Raw genomic sequence first — 16,432 nt, forward strand, 5'->3', positions numbered from 1 at the left:
TAAGCATGGATACTTTGATAATGGTGGGGCAGCTTTTGCTGGGCTTATCAATTTTGGTTGGGTTACATGAGTTAGGCCATTTGCTGTCTGCCAAGTTGTTTGGCATGCGGGTGGAAAAATTTTCCATTGGTTTCCCTCCAAAGGTAATCGGTTTTAAATATGGTGAAACTGAATATTCTTTAGGGGCCATACCATTAGGTGGATTTGTCAAAATCTCAGGAATGATGGATGAATCAATGGATAAAGAGCAACTCAACTCGGAGCCCCAACCTTGGGAATTTAGGGCAAAACCTGCTTGGCAGCGTTTGATCGTCATGTTAGGGGGGATTATTGTAAACGTAATCACAGGGGTATTAATATTTATTTTCCTAGTTTATGATAAAGGAGAAACTTATTTTTCAAGAGACCAGATCATAGAACACGGGATTGTAGCCTATGATATTGGAGAGCAAATTGGCTTTCAAGATGGAGATAAGGTGTTGAATATTAATGGGAAACCCTATCAAAGTCTATCTGATTTGAGCAGTGGAGATGCTTTATTGAGTGACAATGGGTATTATACCGTTGAGCGGGATGGAAAAATTGTGAAAATCGAAATACCAAGAGGATTTATCAACTCTTTTTCTGACCGGGAAAGCATGTCCAATTTTATTGATATTGGGATTCCTTTTACCATCAAAAAAGCAGTGAAAGGAGGAAATGCAATAGATGTTGGCTTTCAGGACGGGGATAAGATCTTGGCAGTTAATGGGGAAAAGGTTCGTTATTTTAATGACTTTCAGGAAAAATTGTCTTCCAATGCATCTAAGGAGGTGGAGTTGACCTATGAAAGAAATGGGGAGGTCCTTACAGATAAGGTAAAAGTCAATAAGAATGGCTTGATAGGGGTAATGGTAAACCCATTGATCGAGCCGGTTCGCAAAAGTTATTCATTTGCCGAATCCATTCCCAAAGGTGCTGAAAGGGCATTTAGTGTGGTAATAGTCAATGCAAGGGCCCTGGGTAAAATGTTTACTGGGGAAGTTTCTGCCAAAAATGTAAGTGGACCAATTGGAATGGCCCAGATCTACGGAAGTAACTGGGATTGGGTGAAATTTTGGAGCATTACCGGTCTTATTTCCATGATCCTTGCCTTTATGAATTTATTGCCTATTCCAGCATTGGATGGGGGGCATGTGGTTTTTCTTCTGTATGAAATGGTGTCCGGAAAAAGCCCTTCTGAGAAATTTCTGGAGAATGCCCAAAAAGTTGGTATGGTGCTCCTATTAGCCTTGATGGTTTTTGCCATAGGTAATGATATTTTGAAATTATTTTCAGGAGGCTGAAATTAAAATCATAAAAATAAAGAAAAGGGGGAGCGGAAGTTCCCCCTTTTTTTAACGAAACATTTAGGTCCCGGAAGAAAAGGTGTTCAGAAATCATGCTTATTCCTGCCATTTTGTACCAATCCAAACATTGGCATATCCCTTGAGTTTAGTAAAGGAGCCTTTGTTAATTAAAGGTTCTTCTTGTATTTTAAATAAAATATGACAAAATAACAGTCATTATCTATATGAACAAAAACGACAGTCCACTATACCAATCTTTGATCATGGGGGATTTTGCCGGAGAAGGTGATTTGATCCATTTGATCACGGATGAAGAGGAAGAAGGACAAACCCAGCCCGAAGATTTTTCAGATGAAATTCCGATTCTTTCCGTAAGGAATACCGTTTTGTTCCCAGGGGTGGTAATACCCATCACTGTGGGGAGAGAGCGTTCCATAAGATTGGTCAAAAAAGCCCAAAAGGGCAATAAAATGATTGGGGTGTGTGCCCAGGTCAACCCCAATAACGATGACCCCTCTTGGGAGGATATTTACCATGTAGGGACCATTGCAAAAATCATAAAAATGATTGTATTGCCAGATGGAAATACAACCATTATTATCCAGGGCAAAACGCGATTCAAGATAAAAGAAACTTTGCGGGAGGATCCTTATTTTGAAGCTAAGGTGGAATATTTGGAGGAAAGCTTCCCGGATAATAATAAGGAAATTGATGCCCTTGAAGAATCCCTTAAAGATGCTGCAGGTAAAATCCTCCAGCTGAATCCTGAAATTCCAAGGGAGGCTCAGGTAGCCTTGGATAATATTGACAGTACTGCATTTCTGACTCATTTTCTTTCTTCCAATATCAATGCTCCAGTAGAGGCCAAGCAAAAGCTTTTGGAGATCAATGATGGCCTGGAACGGGCTACTTTGTTGCTGGAATATATGATGAAAGATATCCAGATGCTGGAACTTAAAAGTGAGATTCACAAAAAGGTCCACACGGATATTGACCAGCAACAAAGGGATTACTTCCTTCGTCAGCAGATGAAAGTTTTGCAGACTGAGTTGGGAGAGGAAGGTCCTGAGAAGGAAGTGGAAGAACTCCGGGCAAAAGGGAAAAAGAAAAATTGGCCCCCTGAGGTAGCTAAACATTTTGAAAAGGAACTGGATAAAATCCTCCGAATTAATCCCTCTGCAGCAGAATACCCCATAGCATTAAATTATGCTGAGGTAATGGTGGAATTGCCCTGGGATGAAACTACCCCGGATAATTTCGACCTTAAAAGAGCTAAGGACATATTGGATAATGACCATTATGGTTTGGATAAGGTCAAAGACAGAATCATAGAATACTTGGCTGTCCTGAAATTAAAAAGAGATTTGAAAGGGCCTATTCTTTGTTTATATGGCCCTCCGGGTGTGGGGAAAACCTCCCTGGGGAAATCCATTGCCAAAGCCCTTGGCAGGAAATATGTCCGCATGTCACTAGGCGGGCTTCATGATGAAGCAGAGATTAGAGGCCATAGAAAAACCTATGTAGGAGCGATGCCGGGCAAGATCATCCAAAGCATGAAAAAGGTCAAAACATCCAATCCAGTTTATGTTTTGGATGAAGTGGACAAGTTGAGCTCCGATTTTAGAGGGGACCCATCTTCTGCTTTGTTGGAAGTGCTTGATCCAGAGCAAAACAGCACCTTTGTAGATAACTTCCTGGAAGTTGAATATGACCTTTCCAAGGTTTTGTTCATTGCTACTGCCAACTCATTGGAAACTATTCAGCCCGCCCTAAGGGATAGGATGGAAGTAATAGAGGTGACCGGATATACCATGGAGGAAAAGGTTGAAATATGTAAAAAGCATTTGATTCCTAAGCAAAGAAAAGAGCATGGATTGAAAGCAAAGGATGTTAGCTTTGATAAAAAGGCCATTGTCAAAATCATTGAAGACTATACCCGTGAATCTGGTGTACGGAACCTTGAAAGGACCATTGGTACAGTGATTCGAAATGTGGCCAAGTCCATTGCCATGGAGGAAGAATACCAGAAAAAAATCACTCCTGCCATGGTCCGTAAGATTCTTGGTGGGGAAATCTTTGATAAGGAAATTTACCAGGACAACAGTGTTGCCGGAGTAGTTACCGGTCTTGCCTGGACTTCCGTAGGAGGGGAAATTTTGTTTATAGAAACTTCCTTGAGTAAAGGGAAAGGTAAATTAACCCTTTCCGGTCAATTGGGCGATGTGATGAAAGAATCAGCTATGACAGCCATTTCTTATCTTCGGTCCCGGGCAGATTCCCTGGGTATCGATAATAGGATATTTGACCAATATGACCTGCACGTCCATGTTCCAGCAGGTGCAGTTCCTAAAGATGGGCCTTCCGCAGGGATTACTATGTTGACAGCTTTGGCTTCCTTATACACCCAAAGGAAAGTGAAGGCCAAACTGGCCATGACAGGAGAAATAACCCTTAGGGGGAAAGTGATGCCTGTGGGTGGCATTAAAGAAAAAATCCTGGCTGCGAAGCGTGCAGGTATCAAGGAAATTGTTTTATGTAATAGAAACAAGAAGGATATTGAGGAAATCGATAAAAAATACCTAGAAGGGGTGAAATTCCATTTTGTGGATAAAGTGGATGAAGTGTTGGACATAGCGCTGCTTAAAGTCAAAGTGGATTACCCCCTGAAATTGACTTTTGAAAAGTCTGATAAAGCGGTTGAAGCCTGATATAATATATCGATGGATTTTAGTTTGGGGATGTCTTCTGGCATCCCTTTGCACTTCCATGGGGCAGGAAAGCCAAGCTGGTTTTGCTTTTATTGATCATCCTTCCTCTACCCAACAGGCTGCCTTGGGAGGGCTAAACCTGACATCTTCCCATGACCCCCTTATGTTTTTAGCCAACCCCTCAGGAATGGACAGCACAATAGTTGGGGCTGCCTCCTTCCATTATCTTAATTTTCCTGGAGGAGTAGATATTTTTCAAATGGGATATCATTGGTCAAGCTGGGGAAATGGGATTATGGGTGCTGGCTTGCAATATTTTAATTATGGGGCTTTTGAGGGTTATGATGAAACCGGAAGTTATACAGGTAAGTTTTACGCAAGGGAATTTGCCATAACTTTGGGCCATGCTTTTTCGCAAGGGGTTTTTCAATATGGTGGAAGTTTAAAATTGCTGGGGTCCATATTGGAGTCATATAATGCATATGCTTTAGCCTTTGATTTTGGAGTGGGATATCAGCACCCAAAAAAAGATTTAAAAATGGGCATGGTTGTTAAAAACTTAGGTTTTCCAATATCGTCTTATTTAGAAGGGCAAAAAAAGCTTAGCTTGCCCACAGATATAAAAATAGGCCTTAGTATTAAACCTGAACATATGCCGGTAAGGTTTCACCTTACTGCCAGGAATATAAAAAAAGAAGAAAGAGATTATTTCTATTCCTTTAGGGATTCTTCCAATGATCAGTCAGGTTGGGGAGAAAGTGTGTTCCGGAGATTGATTTGGGGGGCTGAGATTCTTGCCCATGATAATTTCAGGATGCAAATTGGATACAATCACCTTATACGGAAAGAGCTTTCTGTTGCTTCCGGTAATGGATTGGGAGGATTTAGCGGGGGATTTACCTTAGGGATTAAGAAATTTGAGTTATCTTATACAAGGATGTTTTATCAGGTAGCTAGTGCTGCCAACTTAATTGGAATAACAACAAATATCAATGACTTAAGGTCATTTTGATGTAAAAGATATCAAATTAATTATGAAAGAAATCAAACAATTGACACCAAGGCAAATTGTCCAGGAGTTAGATAAATATATCATTGGACAGGAAGAAGCTAAAAGAAATGTGGCTATTGCCCTTAGAAACAGGATCAGAAGAATGATGGTTAAGACTGATCTGCAAAAGGATATTGTTCCTAATAATATTCTGATGATTGGTGCTACCGGGGTAGGAAAGACGGAGATTGCCAGGAGGCTTGCCAGTGTGGCCAATGCTCCATTTACAAAGGTGGAAGCTTCCAAATTTACTGAAGTAGGGTATGTAGGGCGTGATGTGGAGAGCATGGTAAGAGACTTGGTGGAGCAATCCATCAATTTGGTGAAGGAAGCTAAAAATGAGGAGGTAAAAGAAAGAGCCGCTGAAAATGTGGAGGATATTTTGTTGGATATTTTGATTCCCCCAGTCAAAACGCCCACCTACAGTGCTACTTCTTCTACAGCCCAACAGGGAGAGTTTGACCCAGATAAGGCTTCAGAACAGGAGCTAAATGAAAGAACCAGGGAGCGTTTCCGTGAAAAACTTAAAAATGGTGAACTGGAGGAGAGGAAAGTGGAGATCAATGTCAAACAATCTTCCAATGTGGGAGTTGGCATGATCGGTAATGGGATGATAGATGATGCCAGTATGGCCGGGCTTCAGGATATGTTGAGTGGAATGATGCCCAAAAAGACCAAAAAGAGAAAATTGACCATTGCCGAGGCCAGGAAAATTTTGATGGAAGAGGAAACTTCCAAACTTATAGATTTTGATGAAGTCAAAGAAGAAGCCATCCATTTGGCTGAAAACAATGGGATTATTTTTGTTGATGAGGTGGATAAAATTGCCTCCAAGAGCGGCCAGGGAAGTGGTGGCCCCGATGTAAGCAGGGAAGGTGTCCAAAGGGACCTTCTTCCCATAGTGGAAGGAAGTGCAGTCAATACTAAATATGGATTGGTGCACACCGATCATGTGCTGTTTATTGCTGCGGGTGCTTTCCATGTGAGCAAACCCTCTGACCTTATCCCGGAATTGCAAGGACGTTTCCCCATCAGGGTGGAATTGGATAACCTTACTCAAAAGGATTTTGCCAGGATTTTGAGGGAACCCAAAAATGCCCTGACCAAGCAATACCAGGCCTTGTTCAAAGCTGAGGAAGTTTCATTGGAATATTCGGATGAAGCTATAGAGGAAATTGCCCGTTTGGCCTTCAAGATTAACGAAGAAGTCGAAAATATTGGTGCAAGAAGACTTCATACTGTTATGAGTCATTTATTGAATGATTTCTTATTTGACGTTCCAGATACCATTGAGGCCAATTCTAAAATTCTGATCACCAAGGAAATGGTGGAAGATAGGTTGAGTTCTTTGGTGAAAAATAGAGATCTTTCTCAATATATATTGTAATTAAAATGATTTTAAGCCAAAACATAAAAGAAATTCCTTTTGTTTTGGCTATAAAATTTTAATCCTATGAAAAACAAGCTTTTTATTGTTACAGGTAGCAGCAAAGGTTTGGGTAAAGCCCTTGTGGAGGCATTAGTAAAAGAAGATGGTAGTCAGGTAATTGGGGTTTCCAGGTCTACAATGGATGATATCTCTGGTATTGAACATGTAAAATTGGATTTGGGAGATATCCAGGAATTGGAGAAAAAACTGGACAGGATTTTTCCAATTGATGATTTTGACCAGGTGGTATTGATCAATAATGCGGGTTGGATCGGTGAAATTGCCCCTGTGGGAAAATTGACCCCTGAAGGAATTGCCAAACTCCAAACGGTTAATGTGGTTGCTCCGGCCATTTTGATGAATGAATTTGTGAGGAGGTATGGGAAACAAATGGAAACCAAAAAAGTTATTGTTAATATTTCTTCCGGAGCTGCCAATAAAAATATCGATGGATGGTCCGGATACAGCAGTACCAAAGCCGCCCTGAACAGGATGACAGCCATTGCCCAGGAAGAAAGCGAACTTCATGATTATGGAATCCAATATTATGCACTTTCTCCAGGGGTTATTGATACTCCCATGCAGGAAGAAATCAGGTCAAGCCAAAAGGATGATTTTAGCAATGTAGAAAAATTCAAAGCGTTAAAGGCCAATGCTGAGCTGAGCACGCCTAAAAATACCGCTCAAAAAGTCTTGCATTTGATACGGAATGTTCAGGATTATAAAGAGGTCTTTCAGGATGTAAGAGAGTTTTAATCCTGAATCTGTGTTTTATTTTTAGGGAAATCAAAAAACCAAGCCTTTGCATTAAACCTTCCCACTTCATTCCAAGTATTGGTTTCAAATTGGAAACCAAATTGCCCACAAGTGGGAAGGTTGTCAATATTCCCACCCAGATCTTCAATCAGGTCATTGAGTCCCGGGTTATGCCCAAAAATAAATAAAGTATTTACATCAACTGGGGAATGCCTGATAGTTCTCAAAATAGACCCGCTGGATGCATGATATAGCTCGTCGGTAAATGAAATTTTTTCCTCTGGATATTGGAGGATTTCTGCAGCAGCCAAAGCTGTTGCTTTTGCCCTTTCAGCACCTGAAGAAACCATTAAATCCGGAATAATATTCCTGTCCTTTAACCTTTGTGCCATACGCGGGGCATCCCTGATTCCTCTTTTTGCCAAGGGCCGTTTGTGATCATCCAGGAAAGGATCATCCCAAGAAGATTTTGCATGTCTGCATATTATTAAATTTTTCATTTACACAAGATACTAAAAAAAACAGTTTGTTTTTTGGGTTAATAATTTTTACATTCAGTCATTATTTAACCACTAACAATTATTATTTATTAACATGCTTACCGGAATAGTTAAATTTTATAATGAATCCAAAGGTTTCGGTTTCATTATTGATGATGAGTCACAAAACGATGTGTTTGTTCATGCCACTGGTTTAGTGGATAAGGTTGAACAGAATGACAAAGTTTCTTTTGAGGTCAAAGAAGGAAAAAAGGGATTGAATGCTTTTAATGTTAGAAAAGCATAAATGAATTTTAGTCACTTTTTTTAAGCAAAGCCTGCCCCATTTGGGGCAGGCTTTGCTGTTTGTCCTGATTTTTAATAAGGAGATATCGTTTGGGACCTTGTTCTTCTTGAACAAAGCGGGTCCAATTCAATGAGCCTTCCCGATTTCTTCTTATTAGTTATTCAAAATAAAGAAAACCAATGCTACCCCTAGTGCAATGATCATCCTTTTGGCTTTTTCTTTATGTTCAAGATCCAATTTCCTCTTCCTCAAAACCAATACGGCAATGCTTAGGGCAAGAAGTTGGATAGCAATGCCAAATCCATTAATAAAACTGATTTTTTGCTGCTCTACAAAAGGCCAAGTCCTATTAACCAAAGGGATAAAACAAAGCAATATGCCAGTAATTCCAAAAGAAAAAGAACGGTGAAGAAGGTTTCCCGAATCCTGATTCATCCAATTCATATTTTTAAGCTTTAATTTTCTCTTTTCTTTTTTCAAAATATTCTGCCACTTCCTGGGCCGATTTGGCATTGAAAGTCATGTCCTTAGTCAATCCCCCCTTTCTTCCGACCAACACTCCGTACTTCATGTCCAAAAAGCCGGCTTTTTCATGGGCATCAGGGTTAATGGAGAGTTGAACACCTTTTTCAAGCGCATAATGCACCCACCTCCAATCCAGGTCCAATCTCCAAGGGTTGGCATTAATCTCAATAATTACCTCATGTTTTGCACAGGCCTCAATTATGGTTTTGTGATCCAATGGGTAGCCTTCCCTTCTTAATAGTAATCTACCGGTAGGGTGCCCTAAAATGGTAGTATAGGGGTTTTCTATGGCCTTAAGAACCCTGGCCGTAGCTTTCTTTTTGTTCATCCCCAAACTACTGTGGATGGAAGCTACAATAAAATCGAAGCTCGCCAAAGTCTCCTCAGGATAATCCAAACTTCCATCCAAGAGAATGTCGCTTTCTATACCGCTAAAAATTTTAAATGAATCCAATTCCTCATTCAAAGCCTTTATTTCTTCTTGCTGTTTTTGCACTTTATTCACATCCAAGCCTCCGGCATAACTTGCCGTCTGACTGTGGTCAGAGATGCCCAAATATTCAAACCCCAATTCCTTACAATATTCGGCCATTTCCCTGAGAGAATGTTTGCCATCACTGTAGGTGGAATGATTATGAAGAATGCCTTTTAGATTTTCATAAATTAATAAATCAGGAATTTCACCTTTTTTCGCCCATTCCAATTCAAACTGTCCTTCTCTAAGTTCGGGTAAAATATATGCCAGACCTGCTTCTTTATAAGCTTCTTCTTCACTTGAAAAAAGTTTGGATTTAAAAAAGGTTCCTAGGGTTTCCTGGTTTTCCAAAGGAGAGAGCAGGTGCCCTTTGCTTCCAGTCCTTATCAGCTTCTCATTGATGAAATGTTCCTCATCAGTGTGGTGGATGATAATGTCAAGGTCTTTATCTTGAAGCTGGCCACGCCAATTAAAAGGGCTGGATTTTTTGGGGTCATATTTTAATCCATCAATTTGGTTTATTTCTTTAAGAGTAGATTTTCGGTCTTTTGAGCAGATGATCCATTCCACATTTTCAAGGATCTCCAAATTTCGGGCATAATCCCCGGTTATGCTCACCTTTTCTTTGCCAAAAGCTTGATTTAATTTTTCATTTAAGGAAGTAATGTCCTTCTCGATATCCGCATAAAGCCATTTTCCAAGATTGGCTTCCATATATTCCAGGGCCTGAATAATGCTTTCCTGGGTTTTTTCACCAAAACCTTTGATATTTGCTACCTTCCCTGATTGGCAAGCTTCCATCAGTTCATGAGTGGAAGTGATGTTCAGTTCTTTCCAAAGGGTTTTGATTTTCTTTGGTCCCAAACCTTTTATCTCCAGTACCTCCAATAAACCTTTTGGGGTTTTTTCCAGCAAATCATCCAGATAGGGATGGCTGCCCGTTTCTTGGATGTCAAGGATCACTTCTGCAATGCTTTTTCCAATTCCGCTTATTTTTTGCAGCCCTTCCTGGTCCAAATCTTCAAGGCTAATATCTCCTCTGTCGATGGTATTTACTGCAGATTGATAACTCCTTACCTTAAAAGTATTTTCCTCGTGGAGCTCCATGAGCTGGATGGTTAGCTTCAGGATTTTGGTGATATTTTTATTGTCCAAATTTTTTTTGTTTGGGTTAAAAGATATAAGCAAATGTCCACAATAAATGTTTTAAAATAAAATCATAAAGCTTAACTTATATCATAATAAGCTTGTGAAAAAGTCTTAGCACACCCATGAAAAAATATATTCTTGCGTTTGTTTTTGCCTTGTTGGGTCCTATGGATTTAGTACTTGGCCAGGTAAATTTCACCCATAGGGTAGAGGTGGCTACTGAGTGGGTTGATAATAATTTTATTATTCTCCCTTCGGAGAATGGCACGGTTGCCTTTAGGTCGGTTTCTTCTAAGGGCTTTAACATTAGTAAAAAACTGCAATATTTTACGACAGACCGCCATTTGAAGGCCAGTAAATTGATGGAGTTCCCCTTAAAAGATCATTTTGACCTGATCGGTTTTGACTTGGATGGAGGATGGCTTTACCTATTGCTTCAAAAAGGGGATGCTTACAGTGGAGATAAACTTATTTATGGGATCAATTTGGAAACACAACAACTAATTGAAGTAGAAGCCGAAAATATATTGGATATGGAAATCAGGGAATTCCTTGTCATGGATGAAAAAGCTATTTTGATGGGGATGATGGAATACAGGCCTGCCATACAGGTCTTTGACCTGAAAAACAAAAATGTGTATACTGTTCAGGGGATTTATTCAAATGAAGTTAATATACTTCAAATTCGTAAAGATCCGGAGCTGAAATTTTTTGATGTATTAGTAAATCGTAGAGACCGGTTCAAACGAAAAACTGTTTCTGTTTTGACCTTTGACGAACGTGGAAATAAATTGAGGGAAGTGAAAATAGAGCCGAGAAAAGATCCTCAATTGGAGATCGAGGAAGGGTTGTTGACGCCCGTCCAGGATTACATCCAAGCCTTGATCGGCCCATTTGGGTTGAGAAAGAGAGAACCCAACAAAGGGATTTATTTTTCCAGGATCAATGAGTTTGGGGAATATAAAAACAGATTTTACACCCTTACTGATTTCGAAAATTTTTATAACTATCTGCCGGAAAAGCAGAAAGCTAGAAGGGAGCGGTCACTTGAAAAAGCCATTAGAAAGGAAAAATCAATCACTATCCCCAATTCCCTTGTAACACGTGAAGTGATTTCAAAAGGTGGAAACTTTTTGGTTTATAATGATTACTTTATGGCCAGTACCAGCAGGTTTCGCCAAAGGGATGTGATTTACCATAATGATTTTTACCGTTATTATCCAGATGGTTTTCGTAATCAGGTAAACTTGGGAGGGTATACCTGGTACAATTCCAGAAGCCGGGAGGGGGTGAATTACCAATATAAATACTTGGCTGCCCAGTTTTTGTTGTTGGACCAACAGGGGAATATGATTTGGGACAATACCCTTTCATTGCAAGACCTTATTACCGCCAATCCCGGAAAATTTGGGGAGGTCAGCTTTGATGGAGATAACCTTTTTTATATGTATTTGGAAGAGGATAAATTGAATCTGACTCACCTTTTTGGGGGAGAAGTGAAATTCGAAAACCAGGAGTTTGAATTGGAATTGCTTGCAAAAAATGAAAGGATAAAAGAAACCCAGGTAGAAAGCCTCTCATTGATGTGGTGGTATGACCATTATTTTTTATTGTCCGGCAAACAACAAATTAGATTTCAGGGTGAAGATGCAAGAGAAAGGGTACGGGAGGTGTTTTTTATTACCAAGATAAAGGTAGATGGGCAATTGGATAGGGCTTTGACCCAAGAGGAAAATTAAAAATAAGTGATGCATTTAGAGTTTACCTGAAGCTTTCTACCTACCATAATGGGTGGTTTTTGAATACTCATTAAAAAGGAAGAAAATGAGAAGAGAATTTTCGCAGATTTCTTGATTATTGGCACCGAAATTTATGGTTCTTTTTTTTTCTTAACATTTAGTATTTTATGGCTCTACCTACCATTTTTCCACCGGGTAGGATTGAAAAAAAATAATTGAAAAAAAAATCGAATAAAATTAGGGGTTGAATTCACTAATACCATATGAAGGTCAAACCCTTTCAATGGGTCTTCAGGTTGCATTGAAGATTCCGTTAATGGCTTTACCTTTTTATTTCAATAAGAATTTGGGTGTTATATGGTAGATGAAGGTAAGCCGGGTTGCAATTTATTTTTATATTTGTGCTCAAATCTAAGCCATGCAAAAAAGACTAGTTTTAGATCAGAAGCAAATATCCATTACATTAAGCCGGTTTTGTCATCAGTTGATAGAAAATCATGATGACTTTAAAGATACCATTTTGCTGGGTTTGCAACCTAGAGGGACTTTGGTTTTGGACAGGATAGTGGAAAGGCTCAAGGAAATCAGTGGGATTGAGGTGCCATCAGGGCGTTTGGATGCAACATTTCACCGGGATGATTTTAGAAGAAGAGATATTCCTCTAAAAGCCAATGAAACCAGGATTGATTTTTTGATTGAAAATAAAAAAGTCATTCTTGTGGATGATGTGCTTTATAAGGGAAGGTCTGTAAGAGCAGCCATGGATGCCATGATAGCTTTTGGAAGACCCCAGAAGGTAGAATTGATGGTGTTGATAGACCGGAAGTTTACCCGGGATTACCCCATCAAACCGGATTATTTTGGCCGTCAGGTCAATACCCTGGAAAGTCAATATGTTAGCGTGGAATGGGCATCACAAGGTTTCGAAGAAGATGCAATTTGGATAACAGAAAAAGAAGTTAAAAGCGTATAATGCAAAAGCTAAGTACCCGCCATTTATTAGGTATCAAAGATATTTCCCCTGAAGATATCCAGTTAATCTTCGAAACGGCTGATAATTTTAAAAATGTAATCAACCGGCCCATCAAAAAGGTGCCTTCCTTAAGGGATATTACCATTGCAAATGTGTTTTTTGAAAACTCCACCCGGACCAAATTGTCCTTTGAGTTGGCAGAAAAAAGATTATCAGCGGATGTGATCAATTTTTCCTCGGGAAGTAGTTCTGTGAAAAAGGGGGAATCCCTGGTGGATACCGTAAACAATATCCTGTCCATGAAAGTGGATATGATAGTGATGCGGCATAGCAGCCCTGGGGCACCACATTTTTTGTCCAAAAACATCAATGCCAATATTGTCAATGCCGGGGATGGTACTCATGAACATCCCACCCAAGCATTGCTGGATGCTTTTTCTATTCGTGAGAAATTAGGAGATGTAGCCGGCAAAAAAGTTGCCATTATTGGTGATATACTTCATTCAAGAGTAGCCCTTTCCAATATATTTTGCCTACAAAAATTAGGGGCTGAGGTGATGGTTTGCGGCCCAATTACTCTTCTACCCAAACACATAGAAAGTTTGGGAGTGAAAGTTGAATATGATGTCAAAAAAGCTTTGCAATGGTGTGATGTAGCCAATGTGCTGCGTATTCAACTTGAAAGGCAGCAGATCAAGTATTTTCCTAGCCTAAGGGAATATTCCCTTTATTATGGAGTCAGCAAAAAGCTGTTGGATCAATTGGATAAAGAAATTGTGATCATGCACCCTGGGCCGATAAATAGGGGGGTGGAGTTGAATTCCGATGTAGCAGACAGTGACCATTCAATTATATTAAACCAAGTAGAAAATGGTGTGGCTGTTAGGATGGCTGTTCTTTACTTATTGGCTGGGGTGAAATAGTTTTTTGCAATAAGGATTGAAATTTATATCCCATTTCTAAAATCTTTATTTCTTATGGAAGGCTTGAAAGTCGCTTTCAAGGATTTTTAATTGGTCCTGGGGTCAATAAAAATAGCTAATCCCCATTAATTAATGCTTGTTCCCTTTGGGGATTTTAGTGTCCAGCCCATTCGCTTTTGTTCAATTTCTGGCAGAATTCCCAGTTCTTAGAAAATAGAAGAAACCAATTGTGGGGTTGAATGATTTTTTTTTAAAAGAAATTGGGAGGTTTTGGCAGCCTTATTTGTTAACAATGGGGGCAATTCGTGAATTGCTTTCTGATTAAAATTTATTTGTAAATTGGTAAAAATTCCCAGATGATATGAAATATAATTCCATCATAGAGACAATAGGTGATACTCCTTTGATCCGGTTAAACAAGGTCAATAAGGGGTTCAAAGGTGAGATATACGTCAAAGTAGAATATTTCAATCCAGGGAATTCCATGAAGGACCGAATGGCCATCAAAATGGTTGAGGATGCAGAAAAGGAAGGCCTGCTTAAACCTGGGGGAACTATCATCGAGGGGACAAGTGGAAATACTGGAATGGGGCTTGCCCTGGTAGGAATAGCAAGGGGTTATAAATGCATTTTTACCATGGCTGATAAACAATCCAAGGAAAAAATCGATGTGCTTAAAGCCATGGGCGCAGAAGTCATTGTATGTCCCACCAATGTTCCTGCTGATGACCCAAAGTCCTACTATTCCGTAGCCAAAAAGTTAAATAAGGATATCCCAAATTCCTTTTATCCCAACCAGTATGATAACCTTTCCAATTGGAAAGCTCATTATGAAACTACCGGGCCAGAAATATGGGAAGATACCGAGGGTAAAATTACCCATTATGCAGCAGGTGTTGGAACGGGGGGATCCATGTGCGGTGCAGCCAAATACCTGAAAGAACAAAACCCCAAAGTCATTTCAATAGGCATTGATACATATGGGTCAGTTTTTAAAAAGTTCAAAGAAACCGGCGTTTTCGATGAAAATGAGATTTATCCTTATTTGACGGAGGGAATAGGAGAAGACATTTTGCCTAAAAATGTGGATTTTTCCCTAATTGATCATTTCGTAAAAGTTACAGATAAGGATGCTGCTGTAATGACCAGACGACTTTCCAGAGAAGAAGGACTATTTGTAGGTTGGTCTTGCGGTGCTGCTGTACACGGGGCCTTGGAATTTGCCAAAGAAAACTTAAAAGAAAATGACACCATGGTTATCATCCTTCCTGACCATGGAACCCGCTACCTGGGTAAAGTGTATAATGATGACTGGATGAAGGATCATGGCTTTCTGGAATACAACACCTACGGGACTGCCCGTGACATCATTTCTTCCAGAGAAGGGAAATATGAATTGGTAGTAGCACACAAAGGGGACAAAGTGAAAGATGCCATCGCAATGATGAATGAAAGGAGTGTTTCTCAAATTCCAGTAATGGATGATGGACATGTTATCGGTAGCATTACCGATAATAAATTATTAAGTAAAATCATTAAAAACCCAGAGTTAAAAGATTTGGGAGTAGAAGAGGTGATGGAAAACTCTATGAAATTTGTGGCCTTGGACAGTACCCTGGATGTGCTTTCTTCCATGGTGGATAAGGACAAAGCGGTTTTGGTAAGGGATGATTTTCACCAAATCCACATTATTACTAAACACGATATCCTAGGGGCCTTTACCAAATAAAAAAAGAGCAATTAATATTTCAAAAAATCAATAAGACTGTCTCGGACCTAATTGGGTAGTCATTTTGGCAGGATGATAAGACCTTAGTGGAAAATGGATTGATGATTAATTTCTTGCCGTTAAGGATATTTCCAGCTCGTACTCAAGAAATACCTGTTGAGACCGTTATTAAATTTACTTATGGAAAAAAGAAACTTAGAAAGACTAATTGCTAATGGTTATGATTTTGATATTGCACAGGCAATTCAAAATGGATGGGAATTGTTTACAAGGAAACCTACTTTTAGCATTGGCTTTGCTGGTTTTTTTGTGTCTTCCCAGTTATTGGCAATGATTTATTTACAGAATTATGCCACCATTTATAATTTTTTACTGACAGGTCCATTGGTATCCGGATTTTATTTAGTGGCCAATAAAATTAAATCCAATGAGGAGATAACCTATGCTGATTTTTTTAAGGGATTTGAATATTATGTGCCCATTATCTTGATCTGGGGTGTAGGGCAATTGTTAGTTTTTCTTGGGTTTGTGGCATTGATTATTCCAGGAATTTATTTGATGGTGGCTTATAATTTTTCAGTTCTCATTTCAGTTTTTACCGGATTTAATTTTTGGGACTCGCTGGAGTATAGCCGAAAAATAATAACCGTACGATGGTGGAAGTTCTTTATTCTATCCTTGTTACTAATTGTCATGAATATAGTGGGGGGGCTTTTAGTTCTGGGCTTATTGGTTAGTTTTCCACTTACCTTTTATATTACTTACTGTGTTTTTGAAGAAATTACCAGCGAAGTTTTACAAGAAGCTTGAGGTCAGGTGGTTATTGGAATAATTATTGCTAGAGATTTAGCTTAAAATTGG

The 16,432-nt window shown here is 39.4% G+C and carries 14 protein-coding genes; 11 read left to right on the forward strand and 3 right to left on the reverse strand.

What is annotated here, in order from left to right; all coding sequences use genetic code 11:
• The first annotated feature begins 5 nt into the window (after positions 1–5).
• From rseP to QWY93_RS11760, 5 genes are all read left to right on the forward strand, one after another.
• Complete coding sequence (rseP, locus tag QWY93_RS11740) at positions 6–1,325, forward strand: RIP metalloprotease RseP (protein ID WP_290248449.1); 1,320 nt, start codon at positions 6–8, stop codon at positions 1,323–1,325.
• 227 nt (positions 1,326–1,552) lie between these two features.
• Complete coding sequence (gene lon / locus QWY93_RS11745) at positions 1,553–4,036, forward strand: endopeptidase La (RefSeq protein WP_290248450.1); 2,484 nt, start codon at positions 1,553–1,555, stop codon at positions 4,034–4,036.
• Positions 4,005–5,048, forward strand: coding sequence for a type IX secretion system protein PorQ (gene porQ, locus QWY93_RS11750; protein ID WP_290248451.1), 1,044 nt, complete (start codon positions 4,005–4,007; stop codon positions 5,046–5,048). Before lon ends, porQ begins: the two co-directional genes overlap by 32 nt.
• A gap of 22 nt (positions 5,049–5,070) precedes the next feature.
• The gene (hslU, locus tag QWY93_RS11755) at positions 5,071–6,474 is read left to right on the forward strand and encodes an ATP-dependent protease ATPase subunit HslU (protein ID WP_290248452.1); all 1,404 of its coding nucleotides are present in this window, start codon (positions 5,071–5,073) and stop codon (positions 6,472–6,474) included.
• Between the two features lie 66 nt (positions 6,475–6,540).
• A complete protein-coding gene (locus QWY93_RS11760; RefSeq protein ID WP_290248453.1) occupies positions 6,541–7,272 on the forward strand; it encodes an SDR family NAD(P)-dependent oxidoreductase in 732 nt (243 codons plus the stop codon).
• On the opposite strand, the gene QWY93_RS11765 is transcribed toward QWY93_RS11760, so the two are convergent.
• A complete protein-coding gene (locus QWY93_RS11765) occupies positions 7,269–7,772 on the reverse strand; it encodes a SixA phosphatase family protein (RefSeq protein WP_290248454.1) in 504 nt (167 codons plus the stop codon). The genes QWY93_RS11760 and QWY93_RS11765 overlap by 4 nt on opposite strands.
• A gap of 94 nt (positions 7,773–7,866) precedes the next feature.
• On the opposite strand from QWY93_RS11765, the gene QWY93_RS11770 reads away from it, so the two are divergent.
• Complete coding sequence (locus QWY93_RS11770; RefSeq protein WP_290248455.1) at positions 7,867–8,058, forward strand: cold-shock protein; 192 nt, start codon at positions 7,867–7,869, stop codon at positions 8,056–8,058.
• 153 nt (positions 8,059–8,211) lie between these two features.
• Here QWY93_RS11770 and QWY93_RS11775 read toward each other — a convergent pair whose 3' ends face one another.
• Both QWY93_RS11775 and polX read right to left on the reverse strand, forming a co-directional pair.
• The gene (locus tag QWY93_RS11775; RefSeq protein ID WP_353959637.1) at positions 8,212–8,493 is read right to left on the reverse strand and encodes a hypothetical protein; all 282 of its coding nucleotides are present in this window, start codon (positions 8,491–8,493) and stop codon (positions 8,212–8,214) included.
• A gap of 13 nt (positions 8,494–8,506) precedes the next feature.
• Positions 8,507–10,213 carry a DNA polymerase/3'-5' exonuclease PolX gene (gene polX, locus QWY93_RS11780; protein WP_290248457.1) on the reverse strand — a complete coding sequence of 569 codons (1,707 nt, stop codon included), beginning with the start codon at positions 10,211–10,213 and terminating at the stop codon, positions 8,507–8,509.
• A gap of 116 nt (positions 10,214–10,329) precedes the next feature.
• Here polX and QWY93_RS11785 point away from each other — a divergent pair, with 116 nt between their 5' ends.
• The 5 genes from QWY93_RS11785 to QWY93_RS11805 all read left to right on the forward strand — a co-directional run bounded on the left by QWY93_RS11785 (position 10,330) and on the right by QWY93_RS11805 (position 16,381).
• Positions 10,330–11,946: a transcriptional regulator gene (locus QWY93_RS11785; RefSeq protein ID WP_290248458.1), complete on the forward strand. Its 1,617-nt coding sequence runs from the start codon at positions 10,330–10,332 to the stop codon at positions 11,944–11,946.
• A 418-nt stretch (positions 11,947–12,364) separates the two neighbouring features.
• Positions 12,365–12,919 carry a bifunctional pyr operon transcriptional regulator/uracil phosphoribosyltransferase PyrR gene (gene pyrR / locus QWY93_RS11790; RefSeq protein WP_290248459.1) on the forward strand — a complete coding sequence of 185 codons (555 nt, stop codon included), beginning with the start codon at positions 12,365–12,367 and terminating at the stop codon, positions 12,917–12,919.
• Positions 12,919–13,842 carry an aspartate carbamoyltransferase catalytic subunit gene (locus tag QWY93_RS11795; protein ID WP_290248460.1) on the forward strand — a complete coding sequence of 308 codons (924 nt, stop codon included), beginning with the start codon at positions 12,919–12,921 and terminating at the stop codon, positions 13,840–13,842. Before pyrR ends, QWY93_RS11795 begins: the two co-directional genes overlap by 1 nt.
• 361 nt (positions 13,843–14,203) lie before the next feature.
• Positions 14,204–15,571, forward strand: a complete 1,368-nt coding sequence (locus QWY93_RS11800) for a pyridoxal-phosphate dependent enzyme (protein ID WP_290248461.1) — start codon at positions 14,204–14,206, stop codon at positions 15,569–15,571.
• Positions 15,572–15,751: 180 nt separating this feature from the next.
• Complete coding sequence (locus tag QWY93_RS11805; RefSeq protein ID WP_290248462.1) at positions 15,752–16,381, forward strand: DUF2189 domain-containing protein; 630 nt, start codon at positions 15,752–15,754, stop codon at positions 16,379–16,381.
• Positions 16,382–16,432: the final 51 nt, after the last annotated feature.

This window comes from Echinicola jeungdonensis (genome assembly GCF_030409905.1).
In the GTDB taxonomy this organism is placed as follows: Bacteria; Bacteroidota; Bacteroidia; order Cytophagales; family Cyclobacteriaceae; genus Echinicola; species Echinicola jeungdonensis.